Genomic DNA, 20,075 nt, shown 5'->3' on the forward strand with positions numbered 1-20,075 from the left:
AGGATGGCGGTGTGATCGACCCCCGACGGCTGCGCATCCTGCGGGCCGTGGCGGACCACCGTACGGTGACCGCCGCGGCTGCCGCCCTCTACCTCACCCCGTCCGCCGTCTCGCAACAGCTGAGCGCACTGGAGCAGGAGACCGGGCACGCCCTGCTGATCCGCGGCGGCAAGGGCGTGCGCCTCACCCCGGCCGGCGAGATCCTACTCTCCCACACCCATGCGGTGCTGGCCCAACTGGAGCGTGCGGAGGCCGAGTTGGCGGCGTACGCGGGCGGGGCGTCCGGCGAGGTGTCGGTGGTGGCCTTCGCCACCGGGATCGCCGAGGTCGTGGCCCCCGCGATCGGGCTCCTCGCCGCCGACCACCCCGGGATCCGGGTCCGCGTGCGGGACGCGGAGGGCGACGAGAGCCTGCCGCTGGTGCTCGACGGAGCGGCCGACCTGGCCGTGGCCGTCGAGTACCGGGGCGCGCCCGGGGTGGACGACCCCCGGCTCTCCCGCGTACCGCTGCACGCCGAGCCCTTCGACGCCGTCCTGCCCGCCGGCCACCCGCTCGCCGACCGGGACCACGTCGAACTCGCCGCGCTCGCCATCAGCGACTGGATCAGCCCCTACCCCGGGAACCCCTGCCACGACATGGTCGTACGGGCCTGCGAGCGGGTGGGCTTCCAGCCCCGCGTGGTGCACACGTCGGACGACTTCCGCGCCATCGTCGCCCTCGTCTCCGCGGGTGCGGGGGTGGCGCTCGTGCCGCGCTCCGCGCTGCGCGGCATGGAACTGCGCTCCGCCGTCGTACGCCCGGTGTCCGGGCCCGCCGCGACCCGTCGGGTCTTCGCCGCGGTGCGGCGCGGTGCCGAGCGGCACCCCCTGCTCAGTCCGGTCCTGGACGCCCTCGGCAAGGCGGCGGCCGACCTCGTCGTCGGCTGAAGGACCGCCCTCGTGCGTCCCGCCGCCGCTACGGGGGCGTCACCCCGACGGCGGGACCAGGGCCGCCTTCAGCCCCGCGGCGAGATCGGAGTTGGCGCCCTGCTGGAAGGCGCGCTCGTACGCCGCGTCACCGACGCCCTCCCGGGCGGCGCGCTCGCACTGCTCGCGGACGGCGCGGAGTTCCGGAGTGCCCCGCTGCGGGTGCCCGACCGTGCTCCAAAACGCCTGCCCCGTGCCGTACACCTGACCGACGCGCTCGCCGTCGCCGGCAGCGGCGATCGCCGCCGCGAGGGCGTCGAGCCCCAGCGCGATGCCGAAGTTGTCCCCTATGCCCTGCTTGCCTTCGAGCATGGCGCGCGCATGGATCGCGGCGTCGTGCGGATTGCCGCAGAACAGGGCGATCAGACTGAGCTGGTAGTCCAGATAGGCACGCGTCCACGACTCCCCGCGGTCCACGCAGCCCGCGCGCAGGGACAGCGCCAGCTCCCGCGCCTCCTCCAGCCGTTGCAGACCCGTGAGGGCGAAGACCTGGACGAGGTGGCAGCGCAGCCGACCCGGGGAGTCGAACGGCCGGCCGATCGCCCTGCCCACGGCGTGCGCGGCCATCTCGCCCGCCGTCTGCGGGCGCCCCGTCAACAGGGCGATCAGCCCGGAGAGGTAGGCCGCCTCCAAGATGCCCTCCGGGGCCCCGTCTTCGTGGGCGGAGAGCGTGCAGTCGTCGCTCGCGAGCTGCGCCCTCTCGTAGTCACCCTGGAGGGTGATGGTGACCCCGAGCGCCCACAGCCCCCGGGTCCGTTCGGGTCCCGGCTCCGGATGCGCCTTCAAGGTCTGGTCCAGATAGTCCCGGGCCTCGTGCAGATGACCGCAGCAACTCCAGAAGAACCCGACCACCCCGGCCAGCCGCAGCGCCCGTGCGGGGGCGGTGCGCAGGAAATGATCGAGCGCCGCGCACAGTTCCGTGTGCACGGCGCTGATCCTCCGGTACCAGTGGGCCTGCTCGGGCCCCAGCCACTCGCGGTCGGCGCGCTCGGCGAAGCGTAAGAAGTGCTCGGCGTGGCGCTGCGCCATGACCGCGTCCTCCTCCAGGGCCCGCAGCCACATGGCGCCGTACTCCCGGATGGTGTCGAGCATCCGGTAGCGGATGCCGTCGCCCTCGGGCGTCTTGATCACCCGCAGGACGCACATGTCCACCAACCGTTCGAGCAGCGGCCCGATCTCGGTGGACGGCAACGGCCCGCCCGAGCACACCGCCAGCGCGGACGCCTCGTCGAAGTCGCCCCGGAAGACCGTGAGCCGGGCCCACAACAGCCTTTCGAGTGGCGCGCACAGCTCGTGACTCCACCCGATCGCGGTACGCATGGTCCGGTGCCGCTCGGGTCGTACGGTGGTGTCCTCCGTGGCTTCGAGGACGTCGAAGCGGGAGGTGAGGCGCGCCGCGACCTCCTCGATGCCGGACTTGCCGGCCTGGGCCGCGGCCAACTCCAGCGCCAGCGGAATGCCGTCGAGCCGCTGGCAGATCCACCGCGCGGCCTGGTACGCGTCGCCGGTGGTGAAGCCGCCCTCGGGGGGGAGTTCGGTCAGCTCCGCGATCGGGCCCGGCGCCGGCGGCACGACGCCGCCGGCGGCTGCGACGCGCTGGGCGAACAGCTCCAGCGCGTCCGGGCCCTTCACCGGCAGGGGGTCCACAGGGATCACCCGCTCGTCGTCCAGCCCCAGCGGCTGGCGGGACGTGGCGAGCACGGTCAGCCCGGGGGCCGCCGTGAGCAGATCGCCGACCAGCACGCGGCACGGGTCGACCAGGTGCTCGCAGGAGTCGAGCACCAGCAGCAGGCTCTTTTGGGCGAGCCACTCGCACAGCGCGTCGACGGGCATCCGGGGGGTGTGGTCGGAGAGGTCGCAGGCGTCGGAGACGGTGGCCAGCAGCAGCCGGTCACCGTACAGCGGGGAGAGCTCGGCCCAGGCCACCCCGTCGGGAAATCCCTCGACCGCCATGTGCGCGGCGCGCAGCGCCAATCGGGACTTGCCCACGCCGCCGGGGCCGACGAGGGCGACGAGACGGTGCTTCCGCAACGTCCGGTCCAGCCGGAACAGCTCCCAGTTCCGTCCGACGAAACTTGTCGATTCCTCGGGAAGGTTGCCCAACACGGGGTCATTGTTGCGCACTTCGTACCCCCTTGGCCCATCCACGGACCCGTCGAATTGCCGAATGCGGCGGGAAATCGACTGCCTGTCGACCGGGTGCGCACGGTTCCGGCCACTGGTGCGTCACCGCTGTTCACCGCTGTTCGTGCGGAGGCCGGGCCCGGTCTCGCGGGCCCGGCCTCCGCACGATCAGCGAGGTCCGGCGGTGTGGCGCCGTGACGGAATCACGGCACCTGCGGCTGCGGCGGAACGCTCGGCACGGTCACCGAGGGTACTGCCGGCAGTGCGGGCACCGAGGTCTGTGCCGGCGCGTCGCCGACGCTCGGGGTGGCGGTCGACGACGGGAGGTTGACGTTCGCCAAGGAAGTGTTGATCTTACTGAGCAGATCGGCGACGGCGGCGTTCACATCGGCGACGACGGCGTCGGAGTCGGCCTTCGAAGAGGCGGCCAGGTCGTTGATGGCGCTCTGGAGCGAGGCGAGGAATTCGTCCACCGTGTCCGCGCGCACCACGTCCTGGGTGGCGCCCTGATCGGGCGTCGGTGCCGCGGAGGTGGCGGCGGGGGCCCCGGCCGTCGGGGCTTCGAGCGCGGCGGCGGTGCCGGCCGTCGTGAGGGCGAGGGCGGCGCACAGTGCTGACGGCACGAGCACGCGGGTCACCGGTGCGAGACGCATACGGGGCTTCCTTCCGGAGGTGGGACGTTCTCTCGCTCACCGTGTGAAGGGCGTATACGCAACGCAACTGCTGGCCGTTGCGCCACACGGGTGAGCCGTCTCCGTGTCCCCGGCGCTGACCAGCGACTTCCCCGCGCGAGTCGAAGGTCACCCGACGGTCGGTCGACGTACGTCAGAAGGGTGAGGGCCGGCGGGTCCACGGGCGTGAAGTCATACGACCTTTCTCCGCCAGATCCCTACCCATAAGGAACGGATAAGGGCAAAATGGAAATGCGCGGCTCAATGGCGCGCAGTTCGGTCAGACGTACAGCGCACAGTGAGGAGGCGAGTCGTATGGCCGACGTCTCACACAGGGGAGATCTGGCGGGGCATCCCGACATCGGAGAGATGCGGGACCGCTATGCCCGCGTGCTCGGAGGGCGCGACGTCGCGCTCGTGGACGGCCCGGTGTTCCTGGTCGGTCTGGCGTGCGCGGTTTCCCCGTGGATAGTCCACTTCTCCAGCAGCCAGCCCGCTCTTGCGACCCACAACCTGATCATGGGCGTCGCGATCGTGGTGCTCGCGCTCGGGTTCACGGTCATGCCACAGCGGATGTACGGCCTCAGCTGGGCCATGTGCGTCATGGGCGCGTGGATGATCATCGCGCCGTGGGTCGTGGGTACGAACCCCGACAAGGGGGTCATCTGGACCAACGCCGTTCTGGGCGGCCTCACCTTCCTGCTGGGGTTGGCCTGCACGGCGGCGGCGGTGAAGAGCGGTAGGAAGGAGCGCACCTGACGTCGTGTGACGCCTGATCGCGCACTCCCGCCGGGCTGTTCACGCCCGCCAGGGACCCGCGAAGGGTGTGGGCCGGCCCGTCGAAGGAGGCGGACCGGCCCGCGCGCCGCTGTCAGCGGCCCGCGCGGGCCCCGAGATCCGCAAGGGGAACCTAGTCGGCGAACTTGCTCCGCGGCGCGCGACGGCGCGCCGCGTCGAGCAGTGCGTGGATGCGCGCCCCCGCCTCGTCCGGCTCCCACAGCTGTGCGGGGAAGGGTAGTCGTACGTCCTCGTGGGAGCGGGCGTGTTCCAGTCGGAGGGTGATCCCGTAGCGGTCGACGGCCACCGGCAGCGCCCGCCGCACGCCGAGCAGCCGACGCGGCTTCACCAGGCGCAGCAACACGTCGACGAGGTCGCCGTGGTCGTCGGCCATGTGTGTGAGCATCCCCGCCTCGCACGTGGCCAGCGGATCCGCCTCGGCCGCCATCAACTCCCGCAGGCCGACGGACGTCCGCTCGCCCCCCTGGTCGAGCATGGCGTGGCCGAACTCCATGCAGCGGCTGCCCGCCGGGCCCTGGTGGGTCGACCCGGGCAGCAGCCAGCCGGCCAGTACGACCCGGGCCCGCACCCGGTCCCGTACGGGCGTGGGTGCGACGTCGGTGAACTCCAGCGTGGCCCGTACGGCTTCCGCGCCCGCCGGGCACGGTGCGTCCGCGCTGCGCTCGGGGTCCGCTTCCCACTCGTCGGTCGGGTGGAGGTGGATCCGTTCCGCTCCGCCGGCGCCCTGGAGCCGCGAGACGTCCACCCGTCCCTCGTCGGTGACGACGGTCATCGAATCGGCGGCCGTCAGGATCGTCCTGATCCGCTCGGCGCTCGTCGGCGCGGCGACGGGAGGGGTGAACAGGCGCATGCGGAACTCCACACCATCGAGAGGTTAGGTTTGCCTAACCTAATCTGTCTTGCGGTGTGTCGCCAACCCCGCCGCGCGGCTCAAGCCGCCAGCGGGCGTACGGTCACGGGCATTCCGGGGGCCTGGTGGCCGCCGCTGGCGAGCATGCGCACCTCGCCCTGCGCGCTGATCTCGGCGCGCACGATGCCGGTGTCGTCCTCGTACACGGGGTGGCCGCCGGCCCCGGCGCGCTCGGTGCGACGGACGACCACGACGTCGTCCTCGACGGCGGACCCGCGGAACACGAGTTCGTAGACCTCTGCGACCTCTGCGGACTCCATGGCGCCTCCTCGGTGCGGGGTCGCCCGCTTCCATGGTCGCGCAGGTGGAGGCGTGGTGCAGCCCGCCCCCACCTGCGCGATTTCGCGCCGGGCCCCGCGGCGGTCGGCGTCAGGCCGCGTGCTCGCCGGGCGCCAGTGCGCCGTACACGATCGAGGCGATCTCGTCGAAGGCCGCGAAGTCCATCGTCAGCCGGTTCTTCGTCAGGGCGAAGGCGATTCCGTTGGCCGTGTCGCCGAAGGCGTAGCTGCCGCCGGCGCCGGCCATGCCGAAGACGCTGCCCGCGGTGTCCGCGCGCTCGGGCAGGCCGAGGGCGTATCCGAGGCCCCACGCGGCGTCGTTGCCGAAGACCTGGTCGGGCCCGGCGAAGGAGACGGCCGTGGCCTCGCGCAGCCGCTCGGGCGCCAGCAGCCGAACGCCCGGCAGCTGGCCGAGGAGTGCCGCGTACATCCGGGCGATCGCGCGGGCCGAGGTCTTCGCGCCCGCCGGGATGTCCGCGGCGAGCACGTCGGGGCGGTTGCCCAGTTCGGCGGTCGGGAGGAGCGACCTGGGGCCGGCCTTGAACATCGGCAGGTCGTCCGGGAGCTGGGCCAGCACCTCCGCGGAGCCCGGCGCGTCCTCCAGGACGGCCAGTCGACCCTGCTCGGCGGCCGGGACGCCGAAGTACAGCTCCCCCTCGACGCCCAAGGGGGCGGCGACATCCTCGGCAAGCAACTGCGACACGGGCTTGCCGGTCGCCCTGCGCGCCACCTCGCCGAGGACGTAGCCGAAGGTGTACGCGTGGTACCCGGTCGCGGTGCCCGGCTCCCACCAGGGCTTCTCATTGGCGACGACGGCGCAGATGCGGTCCCAGTCGCAGACGTCTGCCACGGTCGTGGTGCTCGGCAGGCCGGGCACCCCCGCGGTGTGGTTCAGGGCGTGCCGCACGGTCACCCCGTCCTTGCCGTGCGCGGCGAACTCGGGCCACAACTCGGCCACCGGGGTGTCGTACGAGAACAGCCCGCGCTCCACCAGCACGTGCACGACCGTGGCCGTGGCCGCCTTGCCGATCGAGTAGTTGTAGAAGACGGTGGCCGGCGTGACCTCCCGACCGGTCGCGGGGTCGGCGACACCCGAGGCCACGTCGACCACGAGGTCTCCGCGGTGGTACACGGAAACCTGTACGCCGCGCTCCGCGTCCGAGGCCACGAGGCGGTCGACGGTCTGCTGCACCTGCTGCTGGATGTCGCTCATGTGGATCTCCTCACGTCGTTCGATCGTCATGATGACGGTCGGCACCGACAAAAGGGATCGGTGATCGCGTGATCAATTGCGCGCGGCGGCGGGCGGGTGACCCGCGGCGCGGCGGGACCGCCCGCTCGGGCCCCTCGTCGCCGGGCTTCGTCACCAGGCTTCCGGGCCGGTGCCCTTCGCCGCCGCCGGCGACGCCCGGCCCTCCCCGGCCCGTAGCCTCAGCGCCAGCAGAGGGAACGCCAGCACCGACACCATCGCGGCCCCCACCAGCGCCGCCGCCTCGCCGGACGAGATGACCCGCCGGTCCAGGCCGATGGCGGTGATGGCGACGACGAGCGGCAGACAGGTCGCCGAGTACAGGGTGAGCGCCCACCGGTCGGTGCGTCCGAGGTCGCGCGGTGCGAGCGCGTACACCGGAAGTCCCCGTACGAGGAGGAACAGCAGCAGGAAGAGGGGGAGGAGCGCCAGCGGCCGGCCGCCGTCGAGCAGCGCGTCCAGGTCGAACTCGATCCCGGTGACCACGAAGAACAGCGGCACCAGGAAGCCGAAGCCCAGCGCTTCGATCCGGCCGAGGACCTCCTTGCCGCTGTCCGGCGCCGCGCCGTCGAGGACGATCCGGGTGAGCACGCCCGCCGCGAACGCGCCGAGGAGCGTGTCGAGCCCGAAGACCGCCGCCAGCGCGAGCATGGACACCAGCAGCAGCATCACGAACCGCACCGCGAACTGTCCGCTGCTGTGCAGGGTGTTCGCGACGACCCGGGAGAACCACGGGGAGCGGGGCCGCAGCGCCCACAGCACCGCCGCCGCGGTGATCACGGCGAACCCGGCCAACAGCGCGACGGACTCGGCCGGCCGTCGGCCGCTGAGCAGCAGCGCCATGGCGATGATCGGGCCGAACTCGCCGACCGCGCCGAAGGCCAGCATCACCGTCCCGAACCGGCCCTTCAGATCGCCGCTGTCGCGCAGCACCGGCAGGACCGTGCCGAGGGCGGTGCTGGTGAGCGCGGTCCCGATGACGACGCTGCGGGCCGTGTCGCCCGCGGTCAGTGCCAGGGCCACCCCGATCCCCAGCACCAGGGCGATCAGCCAGGCCCACAGGGAGCGGCGCAGGGTGTCGCCGCGCACGGCGCCCCACTCGATCTCGTAGCCGGCGAGGAAGATGAGCATCGCCAGGCCGAGGTCCGAGAGCGTGTCGACGACGGTGTCGGGGTGGGCCCAGCCGAGGACGGCGGGGCCGACGAGGACGCCCAGCAGGATCTCGAAGATCACCAGCGGAACGCGGATCCAACGGCCCGCCGCCTGAGCCAACACCGGCGCGAGCACGGCGGCGGCCATGATGAGGATGAGCGTTCCCGGGTGCATGGCCAGATGGTAAGTACCCAAAAGGTGGAATCTGGCCATATCTAGCCGGGTTTGCCCCACGAGGTCAGGGGGCGTCGCCCTCCAGCCGGCGCAGCCGCTCGGCGTCGCAGGTCCGCGGGCACGTGCCGCAGGCTTGGTCCGACCGGATCGTGTAGAAGAGACAGCAGCTCATCCGGGTGCGCGTCGGATGCGAACGGCCGTCACGCCCCGTCAGCCGCCGCACGTCCGCGCCGCCCAGGTAGGGCGCTATCGGTCCCGGCAGCAGCCGACTCGCCGCGGCCACCGCGCGCTCCTCCTCGCCCATCTCCCGGCCCGCGTACCAGACGGCGGAGACGAGGTCGTCCCCGACCATGCCCCACAGGGCCCGCGGCCCGCGGCGCAGGTGCGGGCCCATCGCCGCCAGCAGGGGGCGTACGTGCGAGGCGACCGCCTCCCGCAGTTCGTGGTCGAGCGACTGCTGGTCGGGGACCACCCGCACGCCCGGCAGCCCGGCCGCGGGGTCCTCCGGTAGACAGACGAAGCCGCCCGGCACCACGGCGAGATCGCCGGGCCGGTGGCCGAAGCGGACGTCTTCGGGGCGCAGCAGCGGCACCCGGCCGTCCAGGTACCACGGCCCGCTGATCAGCAGGCACGCCGCCCACAGGCAGGTGTGCAGCGCCCGGGACGCGACCACGTCGGGCCGGGCCGCATGGGCGTACCGCTCCTCGATGCGTTCGGCTTCCGCCGCCAAGAAGGCTTCCAGCAGGGCCGGTTGGTACGCCAGTTCGGCGCCGCTCGTCCAGCCCCGGCCCGCCGGCGAGCAGGGCGGGGCGACCTCGATGTGTCGGGTCGTCACATGGGTGGCGAGGCGCCGGTAGGACGCGGTGAGCAGGGTGGAGCAGCTGAGGGCAGCTCCGGCAGGTGCGGGCGCCGGGGCCAGTAGCACGGGTACTCCTCGGGTGGAACCAGGGGGAGCCGTCGGGGCGGCGGGTACAAAGCGGCGACGCGGTGACGCAGCCACGGGGGTGACGACGCGTCCAGGGTGACGACGCGGCGTGACGGACGCGCCCGAACGGCGTACGGAACGCGGGGGAGAAGGTAAGGCTCACCTTAACCACATCGTCCTATCATGCGCGAACTCGGGGTGCGGCGCGCCCAATTGGCATGTTTAGGCATGCCTAACCTAAGCTCCGCCGTGATGATCCACCGCGACCGGGTCGATCTCCGGCGTGTCCGCACCGAAGGCCGTGCCACCCACGGCCGCCGTGCCCGCAGCGGCACGGCGCCGGACCTCCCGGCCATCGGACCGACACCGGTCGACCCCCATGCCCAGCGAATGTGCGCGCGGAAGTAATTCACCCATGCAGACCATGCAGAGTACGCAGTCGGCCCCCGCCCGACAGCTGTACGTCCTCGCCCTCAACCCCACCGACTCGGTGTCCGAGGGCTTCCTCCCCGCCGCCGAGCGGCTGGGCCTGCGAACGATCCTCCTCACCGACCAGCCGGACGCGCACCGCGAACGCCACCCGGACCTTGAGGCCCTCACGTGCGACGTCCGCGACCCGCACGCCGTCATCAGCCGCATCTCCGCCCACCGCGCCCCCGCCGCCGTCTTCAGCAACAGCGACCACCTCCAGACGTCGACCGCGCTGGCCGCCGCCTACTTCGACCTGCCCGCCAAGGACTGGCGCGCCGCACTGCGCACCAAGGACAAGGCGGAGATGCGCCGCCGACTGGCCGCCGCCGCAAGCCCGACCGTGCGCAGCCTGGAGATCGCGCCCGGCCAGGACCCCGCGACCCTCGTCGACGTCCCCTGCCCCGCCGTGCTCAAACCGCGCGAAGGCGTCGCCAGCGAGGACGTCGTACACGTCCGCGACCGCGCGGAACTGGTGCGCCGCAGCGCCGAGGTCCGGGCCCGCCGCCCCGGCGCCGCCCTCGTCGTCGAGGAGTACCTGCCCGGCGAACTGCACACCCTGGAGACCGTCGGCGACGGCCGCCGCCTCCATGTCCTCGGCGGCTTTCGCACCGACCTCTCCCCGCTGCCGTACTTCATCGAAGAGCGCCTCACCTACGTTCCCCGACTCCCCGAACCGGTGGTCGCCCAGGTCCTGGCCGCCCTCGACGCCCTCGGCGTCGGCTTCGGGGCCTGCCACACCGAGTTCGTGGTGCACCGGGGCGAAGCCCGGATCATCGAGGTCAACTACCGGGCCATCGGAGACCAGTGCGACCTGCTGCTCGCCGACCTCCTGGGCGTACCCCTGTTCGACCTCGTCCTACGCACCCACCTCGGGCAGCCGCTCCCCGTCGACCTCGGCGCACGCACCGACGGCGCGGCCCGTCTCGACTACCCCCTGGCCGACCGCGCGGGCACCCTCACCGCCGCCCCCGGCCCGGCCGATCTGACCGTGGGCGACGTGACGCTGACGTACCGTCCGACGCGCGCCGTGGGCGAACGCCACGACCTGTACCGCACCAACCGCGACTTCCTCGGCATCCTCCGGGCCACCGGCCGCAACCAGACGTCCGTCGACCGCGCGGTGACCGACTTCCTGGCCCGACAGAGCTGGGAGATCACCCCGTGACGGAGCTGGCAGACCACCCCGTGACCGACGGCACCGTCATGCTGAACGCGCTCAGCGCCCTGCTGCGCGAGGACGCCGCCGGACTGCGCAGCCGCACCACCCGGGTGGACCTGCCCGACGGGACCTGGCTGCGCCTGCCGACCGACGACGACGCCCTGCTGCTGCCGGTGCGCCGCACCGAACCCGGCTTCCAACACCACGAAGAGGCCCGGCTGCCACTGCTGCGCCGGGAGTCCGACGGCACGGTACTCACCGGCTGCGACGAGGTGCTGCACGCCCTGCGGGCCCTCGCCGACCCCCGCGACCGCGCCGGCTACGACGCCTTCGCCCAGGAGTGCCGCGAGGCGACCGCCGCCGCCCGGCAACAGACGCGGACCACCGACGCCGTGCACCGGGACCTCGTCACGCGGTACGGAGCCGACCCGGCCCGCTGGAACGGCCCCGGCGCCAGCCTCGCCTTCGACGCCCTCGCCGCCCGGCTGGACCATCCGGTCTATCCGACGGCCCGCGGACGCGCCGGCCTCACCAGCGGGGAGCTACGGGAGTACGCACCCGAGTTCCACCCCTGCTTCCGGCTGCGATGGCTCGCCCTGCCCCGGGACGCGGTGGCCCTCAGCGGCACCCCCGACGAGCAGCGTCCCGACGCCTGGCGCTGGCCCAAGCCCTCCGAGGTCGACCTCCCCGACCACCTCGACGCCAGCCACCTCGCCCTGCCCGTCCATCCGCTCACCGCGACCGGCCCCCTGACCGAGGCGCTGCGCGCCACCGGCCTCGCCGACCGCGCCCACCTCGCGAAGCGACCCCACCTCGACGTCTTCCCCACCCTGTCGCTGCGGACCGTCGCCCTGGCCGACCGGCCCACCGTCCACCTCAAGCTGCCCCTGGCGACCGCCACCCTCGGCCGGCTCAACCGGCGCACCATCAAACCCGGCACCCTCGCCGACGGCGCGGCGGTCCAGCGGCTCCTCGCCGCCGTCGTGGCCCGCGAACCCCGCTTCCAGGGCGTCGTCCTCCTCGCCGACGAGACCCACTACGCCCACGCCGACCACGAACTCATCGCCGCCCTCGCCCGGCACCAGCCCGCCGACCCCGACGCCACGTCGACCGCGGTCCCCCTCGCGGCCCTGCTCGCCCCCGCCCCCGGCGGCGGACTCGTCATCGACCGCCTCGCCGACCGCCACCACCGGGGCGACGTCCTCGCCCTCCTCGACACCGTCCTCACCCTGCTCTTCGACTGGCAGACGACCCTCTTCGGCCACGGCATCGCCCTGGAGTCCCACCAACAGAACGTCACCCTGCTCCTCGGCGGCGCCGGCCCGCGCCTGGTGTTCAAGGACAACGACGGCCCCCGCATCCACGCCGGCAGGGCGCGCGCCGCCCTCGGCGCACCCCTGCCGGACTTCGCCGACCGGCGCATCGTCGTCGACGACGACCGCGCCCTGATCGACCTGTTCACCACCATCACCGTCCACCTCTGCGCGGGCGCCTTCGCCTTCGCCCTCGCCCGCACCGGCCACGCACCCCTGAACACCCTGCTCGCCCTCGTGCGCGACCGGCTCGCCGACGCCGTGGCACGCCTGGACGCCGGACCCCGCACGGCGCTGCGCACCCACGTCCTGGACGCCGCCCACCTGCCCGTCAAGGCGATGGTCACCGCGGGCACCCTGCTCGCCAAAGAGAGATCAGGCGCCTTGGACATCAACAAGCACTACACCACGGGCCCCAACTACCTGCTGCCGGGGAGCGACGAGCGATGACCGGCACCACCGCCGACCAACCCGCCCCCTTCGCCGGCCCGCCGACGCAGCCGCCCACCGCCGCGGAGGCCGTCACCCACACCCTGCTGAACTGCCTGCTGCGCGAGGTGTGCGGCCCCGAGCGCCAGACCGCCGTGATCGACGGGCAGTTGCTGCTGCGGCTGCCGCGCCTGGGAGTGCTGCTGCGGGTGGCGCTGCGCCGCACCTCCCTGCTGGGCGCCCACCGCTTCACCGGCCCCGTCACCGAACAGCGCGACGACGGCTGGTACGAGGTGGGGTGGCGCCGCCTCGCCGAGCACACGCACGCCGAGCTGACCCTGCGCACCGGCACCCGCAACGAGGAGTTCCTCGCCCAGGTCACCGCCAGCCACCGGGGGGTGAGCGCCGCACTGGACGCCGCGGCGCGCGGCACCGCCCGGGCCGCCCCGCCCGGCGACCGACTGGCCTGCTACCTCGCGTCCGAACAGTCCCTCGCCCTCGGCCACCGCTTCCACCCCACACCCAAGTCCCACTCCGGCGACCCCGCCGCCTGGACCGCGTACGCCCCCGCCGCCGGCGTGTCCTTCCCGCTGCGGCTGCTCGCGGTGCGCGCCCACCTGGTGGCCGAGGAGGCCGCCGAACCCGGCGCCACCGCCGCCCTCGACCGGCTCGCCGCCGCGCCCCCCGGCTATCGGATCCTGCCGGCCCACCCCTGGCAGTACGAACACCTGCGCACCGCCCTGCGACCCCTGCTGGAGCGCGGCGACGTGCTCGACCTCGGCACCGGCCACCGCCGCTTCACCCCCACCGCTTCCGTCCGCACCCTCTACGACGGCGACACCTTCCTGAAGTTCAGCCTCAACGTCCGCATCACCAACTGCCTGCGCAAGAACGCCTTCTACGAACTCTCCGGCGCTGTCGCCCTGACCCGGATCCTCGCCCCGGCCCTCGCCGACCTGGCCGCCCGCTTCCCCGGCGCCGCAGTGCTGCGCGAACCCGCCTACCGCAGCCTGCGCGCCGTGGACGCGGCAGGCCGCACGGACACCGCCCTGCTGGAAGGGCTCGGCGTGATCGTGCGCGAAGGGCTCGCCGCCCGGCTGCGGCCCGGCGTCACCCCGCTGCTCGCCGCCTCCGTCGCCGACGAGTACCCGACCGGGCCCGGCCACGTCTCCCGCCTCGGGCCCGCCGCCGACCCCGCCGCGGCCCTCGCCTGGTGGCGCGCCTACCTCTCCCTGCTCGTCCCGCCCGTCCTGGCCGCCTACTTCGACCACGGACTGGTCCTCGAACCCCATCTCCAGAACGTCGTCGTCGGCGTCGGAGACGACGGCCACCCCGCGCAGATCCTCTTCCGCGACCTGGAGGGCACCAAGCTCCTGCCGGAGCACCACGCCGAAGCGCTCGCCGCGCTGCCGCCCGACGTCGCCCGACCCATGACCTACGACGCCGGGCACGGCTGGGACCGGGTCGTGTACTGCCTGCTGGTCAACCACGTCGCCGAGGTGCTGGCGGCGCTCGCCGACCTGCATCCGCACAGTGAGGCGGCGCTGTGGTCCCAGGTGCGGCACACCATCCGGCAGTACGCCGACGAACACGGCTGCCCGCCCCGGCTGCGCGCCCTGCTGGCCGGCGTGCCGCTGCCGGCCAAGGCCAACTTGCTGACCCGCTGGGAGCGCTCGGCCGACCGGGACGCCGGATACGTCCGGCTGCCCTCGCCGCTGGCCGAGGACCTCCTGTCCACCGTCCGCGCCCCCGCCCCCGCCCGCGTCGACCGGAGCCCTCGATGACCGCCGTGCCCGACCTCGTCCGCGCCCTGCCCGACGAGCAGTTGCCCGCGTACGTCCACGACCTCGACGCGCTGCGCGGACACGCCGCCCACATCCGCGGCTGCCTGGGCGGGCGGGCCGAGTTCCTGTACGCGGTCAAGGCCAACCCGGACCCCCGCGTCCTGGCCGCCCTCGCGCCCCACGTCGACGGCTACGAGGTCTCGTCGGGCGGCGAGGTCGACCACGTCAGCGAGGTCGTGCCGGGCCTGCCGCTGACCTTCGGCGGGCCCGGCAAGACGCCCGCGGAGATCGCGACGGCGCTCCGCCGCCAGGTGGCGCGCTTCCACGTCGAGAGCGCGCACGAGTTGTGCGTCCTCGCGGCGCTGGCACGTGCCAACGCGGCGCCGGGCGCACCCCCTGTCGGGGTGCTGCTGCGGATCAACCTGCCGGTCGCCGGCGGGCTGCCCGCCAGCACCGCCCTGGCGATGGGCGGACGGCCATCGCCGTTCGGGATCGACCCCGGCGATGCGGACGCCCTGCTGCGCCGGCTCACCGACGGCAGCCACCCCGGCCTGCGGTGGCACGGGATCCACGCCCACCTCGCCAGCGGACTGACGGCACCCCAGCAACTGGACCTGGCGCGGCAGATCGTCGCCTGGTCGGCCGCGCTCGCCGCCCGCCACCGGGTGGCCCTGCCGGAGGTCAACATCGGCGGCGGCATGGCCGTCGACTACGCGCGCCCCACCGAGCACTTCGACTGGGCGGCGTTCGGCGCCGGCCTCGCGGACCTCGCCGACGAGCACCCCAAGACCGTGCTCGGGATCGAGCCGGGCCGGGCCGTGACCGCGTACAGCGGCTGGTACGCCACCGACGTCCTGGACGTCAAGCGCAGCCACGGCGAGACCTTCGCGGTGCTCCGCGGCGGCACGCACCACCTGCGGACCCCCGCGACCAAGGGCCACGACCAGCCGTGCGCCGTGCTCGCAGTCGACGACTGGCCCCACCCCTGGCCGCGGCCCGCCGCCGCGGACGGCGAACCCGTCACCTTCGTCGGTCAACTGTGCACCCCGAAGGACGTACTGGCGCGCCGGGTGCCCGCGCCCGGCCTGCGGGCGGGGGACCGGGTCGTCTTCGCCCTGGCGGGCGCCTACGCCTGGAACATCTCCCACCACGACTTCCTGATGCACCCCAAGCCCCGGTTCCACTACCTCCCGCGGCAGTAGGGCGCTTCTTACGGATCAGGCTGGGTGAGGGAGCGGGGTCTGGTGCCGTGGATCTCAAGGCGGAGGAGGGAGTCGACGCGGAGTGTCGGCGACCGACGACAACGCGGAGAGGCGCGGTGCCAGGGCACGCGAGCCCAGCAAGATCCGTAAGAAGCGCCCTAGCCCCAGGGCGCCGTCCCGATTTATCGGCATGCCCCGCCGGGGCGGTCTGGGTTAGCGTCCCGACATGAAGGATCAGCCGGACGGAATCGACGAATCCGATGTGCGAGCGGCCCTGGCGGCCTGGGAGATCGACGCCGCGGACCTCGCGTACGCGCCCGTCGGCTTCGGCGACTACCACTGGACGGCGAAGGACACCACCGGCGGACGGTGGTTCGTCACGCTGTCGGACCTGACGGACAAGAATCACTGCGGGATAGGGGCGGACGCGGCCTGGCAGGGGCTGCGCCGCGCCATGGACACCGCGGTACGGCTCAAGGACCGCGACGGCCTCGGTTTCGAGGACGGCGGCTTCGTGCTCGCGCCCCTGAGCACCGCCGACGGCCGGAGCGTGCGCCGGCTGGGGGAGCGGTACGCGCTGAGCGTCTTCCCGTACGCGAGCGGCAGCAGTGGCGACTTCGGCCAGCGCCTCGCCCCCTCGGAGCGGGCCCGCACCCTTGAGACGCTGGCCGCCCTGCACGCCGTGCACCCCCCTGCCGTCACCCGCGTCATTCCGCCGCAGTTGTCGGCGCGGGAGCGGCTGGAGGAGAACCTGGCGGCCGTGGCCGGGCCGTGGAGCGGCGGCCCCTGGTCCGAGCCGGCTCGCGAGGCGACGATCCGGCACGCCGCGGGGCTGCGTCGACGGCTCGACGAGTTCGACGCGCTCAGGGCCGAAGTGAGCGGCCGGGGCGCGGCGCTGGTGGTGACCCACGGCGAGCCGCACCCCGGGAACCTCCTGTGGCACCGGGGCCGGCAACTGCTGCTCGACTGGGACACGGTGGGGCTGGCCGTGCCCGAGCGCGATCTGTGGCTGGTGGCCGACGGGCCGGACGACCTGGCCCGCTACGAGGAACTGACGGGACGTGCGCCCGACCCGTCGGCGCTGGCGCTCTACCGGCTGCGGTGGGACCTGGAGGACGTCGACGCGTTCCTCGGCTGGTTCCGCTCCCCGCACGCCGCCACGCCCGACCTGGAGCAGGCGTGGGACGGGTTCCTCGACACCGTGCGACGGCTCGCCGCCTGACCGCGCGTCGGGAACGAACCCCGTGGCCGGCTCACTCCGGCCACGGGGAGTCCAGGATCGTCCGCACGAAATCCCCCCGCTCGAAACCGGGCACGAAGTGGTCCAACACGTCCGCCTTCACATTTCCGAAAGTCGTCTCGGGTTTCGGGCTGATGCCGTCGGTGAACGCCTGGAGGATGCGCCGTTTGAAGTCCGGACGTGGATGGAGAGTGACGATCTCGGCACGATCAGTGGCGGAGATGTCCGAGAAACCGATCCCGAGTACGTCGTACTCGACGCCCGCCGTCACGAGCGCCACCTCGGGCTCCATGAACTCGGGAATGCCTGGCGTGGTGTGCAGGGCGATGGCGGTCCACACCCGACGGATGCCGTCCTCGGGCACCTGATGGCTTTGGAGAAACCTCCGGGCCTCGTCGGCGCCGTCCACCTCGAATCGACGACCGCTGTCGCGGAAGCGTTCGTCGAGCCCCAGGTCGTGGAACATCGCCCCGATGTAGAGCAGTTCGGGGTCGAAGGAGAGCCCCCGGTGGCGGCCCTGGAGGGCGCCGAAGAAGTAGACCCGCCGAGAATGGTCGTAGACGAGGGAACTGGTCGTCTCCCGTACGAGTTCGGTCGCCTCCTGTGCGAGCCTGGTGTCTGGTACGTGCACGCCCGCGACCGCGGGATGGTCGTCCGTCACTGCGTTCACAGCCTTTCCCTACGATCCTGCCGTCTGTCGGATGACGGTGGCACTCCATCATTGCGCGGGCATGAAGTCGCGGAACGGTGGAACTCACCGAAGAGAAACGCTCCATCACGCTGTGTTCACCATCGAGGGAGGTGCACAAGCGATTACCGGGGTGATCGTGGTCAGTGGTGCCGGAGGGGCGGATGGTGACGGAGGTCACTCTCCATTCCGGTGCACGGAATTGCGGCTTCAAGCGTCTTGATAGGTGCCGGGAAAACGCCAACGGCTCGTTCGCGCGGTCGCGTTCGTCGTTCAGTGGGTGATCGTGGAGTCGGGTGGGCGTCCGGCGGCAAGCTTTTTCCGCAATATAACGTTATGTAATGAACTGGCTACATCACCGCCACGTATTGCTCCTTACGCGGTCACGTAGTGGCCCGAGAACAGTCCCGTGCGGGGCAGGGAGAAAAGCATGAAACCGTTCGCGTGGAACTACGCACGTCCGGCCGAGCTGTCACCAGTCGTCGACCAGTACTCGTACGACTCCGCCCTTCAGCTGAACGTCCTCCCGGACGGCCGTCCCGCCATCATGGACCGGGCGCTGCTGGCGGCGGTCGGCACCACCACCTCGACAGCAGGTTCCGCGACTCACTTCGACGACTGATCCCCCACAGATGACGGTGCTGATCCTCACCAGCGAGCAGGACGTGACCGCGGACATGGTGGTGGCGCAACTCCACCGGAGGGGCGTTCCCCTGGTCCGGTTCGACCCGGCGGACCTCCCGGAGGAGGGCGCGCTATCCGCCGAGTACGTACGGGGCGAATTCCGCGGCTATCTGTCCACGGGCGGGCGTGTGGTCAGCATGGACAGCCTGCGCGCCGTCTGGGTGCGCAGGCCCGGCGAGCCCGCTGCGCACGCGGCCGAGCCGTCCGCGTGGCTGACCGCGGAGAGCGGACAGGCGCTGTACGGCATGCTGCACAGCACGCGGGCCCGCTGGATGAACGAACCCGGTGCGGCTGCCCGGGCGCGGTTGAAGCCGTGGCAGCTGCGCATCGCGCACGAGAGCGGGTTCCCGGTGCCCGCGACCGTGATCACGACCTACCCCCAGGTCGCACGGCAGTTCGCCGACCAGTACCGGCACGTCGTGGTGAAGGCGGTGTCGGGCAAGCCGCCGAGCGACCCTCCGATGGCGCTGCCCACCACGCTCGTCCCCTCGGACGCGGACTTCACCAACGTGGCCGCGGGGCCCACCCTGCTCCAGCGGTACATCGCGAAGCGGGCGGACATCCGGCTCACCGGCGTCGGCGACGAACTCTTCGCCGCGCGCAAGCTCGCGGAGCCGGGCCAGGTCGACGGTCGCTACGGGCAGACCGGACACCACTGGCACGCCGTCGAGGTGCCGGAGCGCGTGCGGCGCGCCGTGCTGGCGTACAAGGAGTCGGCCCAGCTCGCCTACGGCGCCTTCGACTTCGCCGAGGACGCCGAGGGCACCTGGTGGTTCCTGGAGTGCAACCAGGGCGGCCAGTTCGGCTTCGTCGAGTTGGAGACGGAGCAGCCGGTCGCCGAAGCGGTGGCGCGCTGGCTGAGCTGTCCCCAGGAGTGACGGCCGGGACGGGTCCGCACCCCCGCCCCGGCCGCCGTCCTACCGCAGCCAGCCGCGGCGGCGGATGTACCACAGCGGGATCAACGCCGCGACGAACGTGAGGAGCGTCGTCACCAGGAAGCCGTGCTTCCACGTCAGCTCCGGCATGTTCGTGAAGTTCATCCCGTAGAAGGTCGCGATCAGCGTCGGCGGCAGGAAGACCGCCGTGATGATCGTGAACACCTTGACGATCTGGTTCTGCTTCACGTCGAGCGACGTCATGATCGACTGCTGGAGGTAGCGGACCTTGTCGTGCTCGTAGCTCGCGTGCTCCTTCACTCCGTTGATGTCGTCGATCAACACGTCGATCAGCGGCGCGAGCGCCGGGGTGCGGCCCTCGGCCTCCGCCCGCAGGTGGCGGGCCGCGCGGGCGAGCAGGAGTTGCGACTCCTGCGACCGGGAGACGATCTCCTCCGCGGAGTTCATCCGGGCGATGGTGTCCTGCATGTTGCCGACGCCGATCTCCCTGCCCCGGTCGTCGTAGCCGTCCGTCGCCAGCGTGATCTCGTCGCTCATCGCCTCCAGTGCGTCGCTGGCGTAGTCGATGACCCGCTCCTGCGCCTCGTTGAGCGCGTACAGCAGTGCGTACATCACTCCGTGTGCGCTCTGCGCGAGGTGGGGCAGTCGACGCAGCCGGGCGAGGGCCTTGTCGAACGGCGGGAAGGGCACCTCGGGTTGCAGGGTGACCAGCACGTCGTCGCCGAGGGCGAAGACGAGCCGTTCCCGGCGCACCGTCGTACCGCTGCGCACGTTGATCGCGATCGGGAGGTAGACGAAGGTGTCGCCCTCCCACACCCGGTCGCCGGCGGCGGCGAAGTCGACGCCGGTCGCCCGCTCCGCCTTCGCCAGCGCCGCCGCGTCACCGGCCGGCACCTGCATCCAGTGCTTGCGCAGACTCGCCACTTCGTACGTCCCCGTCATGCGTCCGTTGTTGGGCATCTC

18 protein-coding genes are annotated in these 20,075 nt (G+C 72.5%); 9 read left to right on the forward strand and 9 right to left on the reverse strand.

Annotated features, from left to right (window positions below; translation table 11 throughout):
* Positions 1–11: 11 nt before the first annotated feature.
* On the forward strand, positions 12–926 hold the full coding sequence (locus ABZ842_RS26590) for a LysR family transcriptional regulator (RefSeq protein ID WP_361541621.1): 915 nt from the start codon (positions 12–14) through the stop codon (positions 924–926).
* Between the two features lie 39 nt (positions 927–965).
* Here ABZ842_RS26590 and ABZ842_RS26595 read toward each other — a convergent pair whose 3' ends face one another.
* Entirely contained in the window at positions 966–3,071 is a 2,106-nt protein-coding gene (locus ABZ842_RS26595) for an NB-ARC domain-containing protein (protein ID WP_361541894.1), read from the reverse strand.
* Positions 3,072–3,292: 221 nt separating this feature from the next.
* Positions 3,293–3,742 carry a hypothetical protein gene (locus ABZ842_RS26600; protein WP_361541624.1) on the reverse strand — a complete coding sequence of 150 codons (450 nt, stop codon included), beginning with the start codon at positions 3,740–3,742 and terminating at the stop codon, positions 3,293–3,295.
* Between the two features lie 333 nt (positions 3,743–4,075).
* On the opposite strand from ABZ842_RS26600, the gene ABZ842_RS26605 reads away from it, so the two are divergent.
* Positions 4,076–4,519, forward strand: a complete 444-nt coding sequence (locus ABZ842_RS26605; protein ID WP_361541627.1) for an SPW repeat protein — start codon at positions 4,076–4,078, stop codon at positions 4,517–4,519.
* Positions 4,520–4,670: 151 nt separating this feature from the next.
* On the opposite strand, the gene ABZ842_RS26610 is transcribed toward ABZ842_RS26605, so the two are convergent.
* The 5 genes from ABZ842_RS26610 to ABZ842_RS26630 all read right to left on the reverse strand — a co-directional run bounded on the left by ABZ842_RS26610 (position 4,671) and on the right by ABZ842_RS26630 (position 9,246).
* Entirely contained in the window at positions 4,671–5,408 is a 738-nt protein-coding gene (locus ABZ842_RS26610; RefSeq protein WP_361541630.1) for a DUF2470 domain-containing protein, read from the reverse strand.
* An 80-nt stretch (positions 5,409–5,488) separates the two neighbouring features.
* On the reverse strand, positions 5,489–5,728 hold the full coding sequence (locus tag ABZ842_RS26615; RefSeq protein WP_361541633.1) for a DUF6296 family protein: 240 nt from the start codon (positions 5,726–5,728) through the stop codon (positions 5,489–5,491).
* A 109-nt stretch (positions 5,729–5,837) separates the two neighbouring features.
* Positions 5,838–6,959 carry a serine hydrolase domain-containing protein gene (locus tag ABZ842_RS26620; RefSeq protein WP_361541636.1) on the reverse strand — a complete coding sequence of 374 codons (1,122 nt, stop codon included), beginning with the start codon at positions 6,957–6,959 and terminating at the stop codon, positions 5,838–5,840.
* 150 nt (positions 6,960–7,109) lie between these two features.
* Entirely contained in the window at positions 7,110–8,321 is a 1,212-nt protein-coding gene (locus ABZ842_RS26625; RefSeq protein ID WP_361541639.1) for a cation:proton antiporter, read from the reverse strand.
* 64 nt (positions 8,322–8,385) lie between these two features.
* The gene (locus ABZ842_RS26630) at positions 8,386–9,246 is read right to left on the reverse strand and encodes a (2Fe-2S)-binding protein (RefSeq protein ID WP_361541642.1); all 861 of its coding nucleotides are present in this window, start codon (positions 9,244–9,246) and stop codon (positions 8,386–8,388) included.
* A gap of 415 nt (positions 9,247–9,661) precedes the next feature.
* On the opposite strand from ABZ842_RS26630, the gene ABZ842_RS26635 reads away from it, so the two are divergent.
* From ABZ842_RS26635 to ABZ842_RS26655, 5 genes are all read left to right on the forward strand, one after another.
* Positions 9,662–10,882: an ATP-grasp domain-containing protein gene (locus tag ABZ842_RS26635; RefSeq protein ID WP_361541645.1), complete on the forward strand. Its 1,221-nt coding sequence runs from the start codon at positions 9,662–9,664 to the stop codon at positions 10,880–10,882.
* Between the two features lie 38 nt (positions 10,883–10,920).
* Entirely contained in the window at positions 10,921–12,639 is a 1,719-nt protein-coding gene (locus ABZ842_RS26640; RefSeq protein ID WP_361541897.1) for an IucA/IucC family protein, read from the forward strand.
* Positions 12,636–14,402, forward strand: a complete 1,767-nt coding sequence (locus ABZ842_RS26645; RefSeq protein ID WP_361541648.1) for an IucA/IucC family protein — start codon at positions 12,636–12,638, stop codon at positions 14,400–14,402. Before ABZ842_RS26640 ends, ABZ842_RS26645 begins: the two co-directional genes overlap by 4 nt.
* Positions 14,399–15,604: a type III PLP-dependent enzyme gene (locus ABZ842_RS26650; protein WP_361541651.1), complete on the forward strand. Its 1,206-nt coding sequence runs from the start codon at positions 14,399–14,401 to the stop codon at positions 15,602–15,604. The genes ABZ842_RS26645 and ABZ842_RS26650 overlap by 4 nt, the downstream gene beginning before the upstream one ends.
* Before the next feature lie 226 nt (positions 15,605–15,830).
* Complete coding sequence (locus ABZ842_RS26655; protein WP_361541654.1) at positions 15,831–16,826, forward strand: phosphotransferase; 996 nt, start codon at positions 15,831–15,833, stop codon at positions 16,824–16,826.
* A gap of 31 nt (positions 16,827–16,857) precedes the next feature.
* Here ABZ842_RS26655 and ABZ842_RS26660 read toward each other — a convergent pair whose 3' ends face one another.
* On the reverse strand, positions 16,858–17,514 hold the full coding sequence (locus tag ABZ842_RS26660; RefSeq protein WP_361541657.1) for an HD domain-containing protein: 657 nt from the start codon (positions 17,512–17,514) through the stop codon (positions 16,858–16,860).
* A gap of 448 nt (positions 17,515–17,962) precedes the next feature.
* On the opposite strand from ABZ842_RS26660, the gene tgmA reads away from it, so the two are divergent.
* Together tgmA and tgmB are read left to right on the forward strand one after the other, a co-directional pair.
* Complete coding sequence (tgmA, locus tag ABZ842_RS26665) at positions 17,963–18,154, forward strand: putative ATP-grasp-modified RiPP (RefSeq protein ID WP_361541660.1); 192 nt, start codon at positions 17,963–17,965, stop codon at positions 18,152–18,154.
* A gap of 10 nt (positions 18,155–18,164) precedes the next feature.
* Entirely contained in the window at positions 18,165–19,094 is a 930-nt protein-coding gene (gene tgmB / locus ABZ842_RS26670) for an ATP-grasp ribosomal peptide maturase (RefSeq protein WP_361541663.1), read from the forward strand.
* 39 nt (positions 19,095–19,133) lie between these two features.
* On the opposite strand, the gene ABZ842_RS26675 is transcribed toward tgmB, so the two are convergent.
* Positions 19,134–20,072 (reverse strand): CorA family divalent cation transporter, encoded by a 939-nt coding sequence (locus tag ABZ842_RS26675; RefSeq protein ID WP_361541666.1) that lies wholly within the window; start codon positions 20,070–20,072, stop codon positions 19,134–19,136.
* Between the last annotated feature and the right edge of the window lie 3 nt (positions 20,073–20,075).

The organism is Streptomyces sp. NPDC047315, from assembly GCF_040643215.1.
Classification (GTDB): domain Bacteria; phylum Actinomycetota; class Actinomycetes; order Streptomycetales; family Streptomycetaceae; genus Streptomyces.

Coding starts and splice junctions, on each gene's coding strand:
- ABZ842_RS26600 (WP_361541624.1), bottom strand. CDS start 3,742: ATGCGTCTCGCACCGGTGACCCGCGTGCTCGTGCCGTCAGCACTGTGC.
- tgmA (WP_361541660.1), top strand. CDS start 17,963: ATGAAACCGTTCGCGTGGAACTACGCACGTCCGGCCGAGCTGTCACCA.
- ABZ842_RS26620 (WP_361541636.1), bottom strand. CDS start 6,959: ATGAGCGACATCCAGCAGCAGGTGCAGCAGACCGTCGACCGCCTCGTG.
- ABZ842_RS26605 (WP_361541627.1), top strand. CDS start 4,076: ATGGCCGACGTCTCACACAGGGGAGATCTGGCGGGGCATCCCGACATC.
- ABZ842_RS26645 (WP_361541648.1), top strand. CDS start 12,636: ATGACCGGCACCACCGCCGACCAACCCGCCCCCTTCGCCGGCCCGCCG.
- ABZ842_RS26650 (WP_361541651.1), top strand. CDS start 14,399: ATGACCGCCGTGCCCGACCTCGTCCGCGCCCTGCCCGACGAGCAGTTG.
- ABZ842_RS26625 (WP_361541639.1), bottom strand. CDS start 8,321: ATGCACCCGGGAACGCTCATCCTCATCATGGCCGCCGCCGTGCTCGCG.
- tgmB (WP_361541663.1), top strand. CDS start 18,165: ATGACGGTGCTGATCCTCACCAGCGAGCAGGACGTGACCGCGGACATG.
- ABZ842_RS26635 (WP_361541645.1), top strand. CDS start 9,662: ATGCAGACCATGCAGAGTACGCAGTCGGCCCCCGCCCGACAGCTGTAC.
- ABZ842_RS26610 (WP_361541630.1), bottom strand. CDS start 5,408: ATGCGCCTGTTCACCCCTCCCGTCGCCGCGCCGACGAGCGCCGAGCGG.
- ABZ842_RS26655 (WP_361541654.1), top strand. CDS start 15,831: ATGAAGGATCAGCCGGACGGAATCGACGAATCCGATGTGCGAGCGGCC.
- ABZ842_RS26675 (WP_361541666.1), bottom strand. CDS start 20,072: ATGCCCAACAACGGACGCATGACGGGGACGTACGAAGTGGCGAGTCTG.
- ABZ842_RS26615 (WP_361541633.1), bottom strand. CDS start 5,728: ATGGAGTCCGCAGAGGTCGCAGAGGTCTACGAACTCGTGTTCCGCGGG.
- ABZ842_RS26640 (WP_361541897.1), top strand. CDS start 10,921: ATGCTGAACGCGCTCAGCGCCCTGCTGCGCGAGGACGCCGCCGGACTG.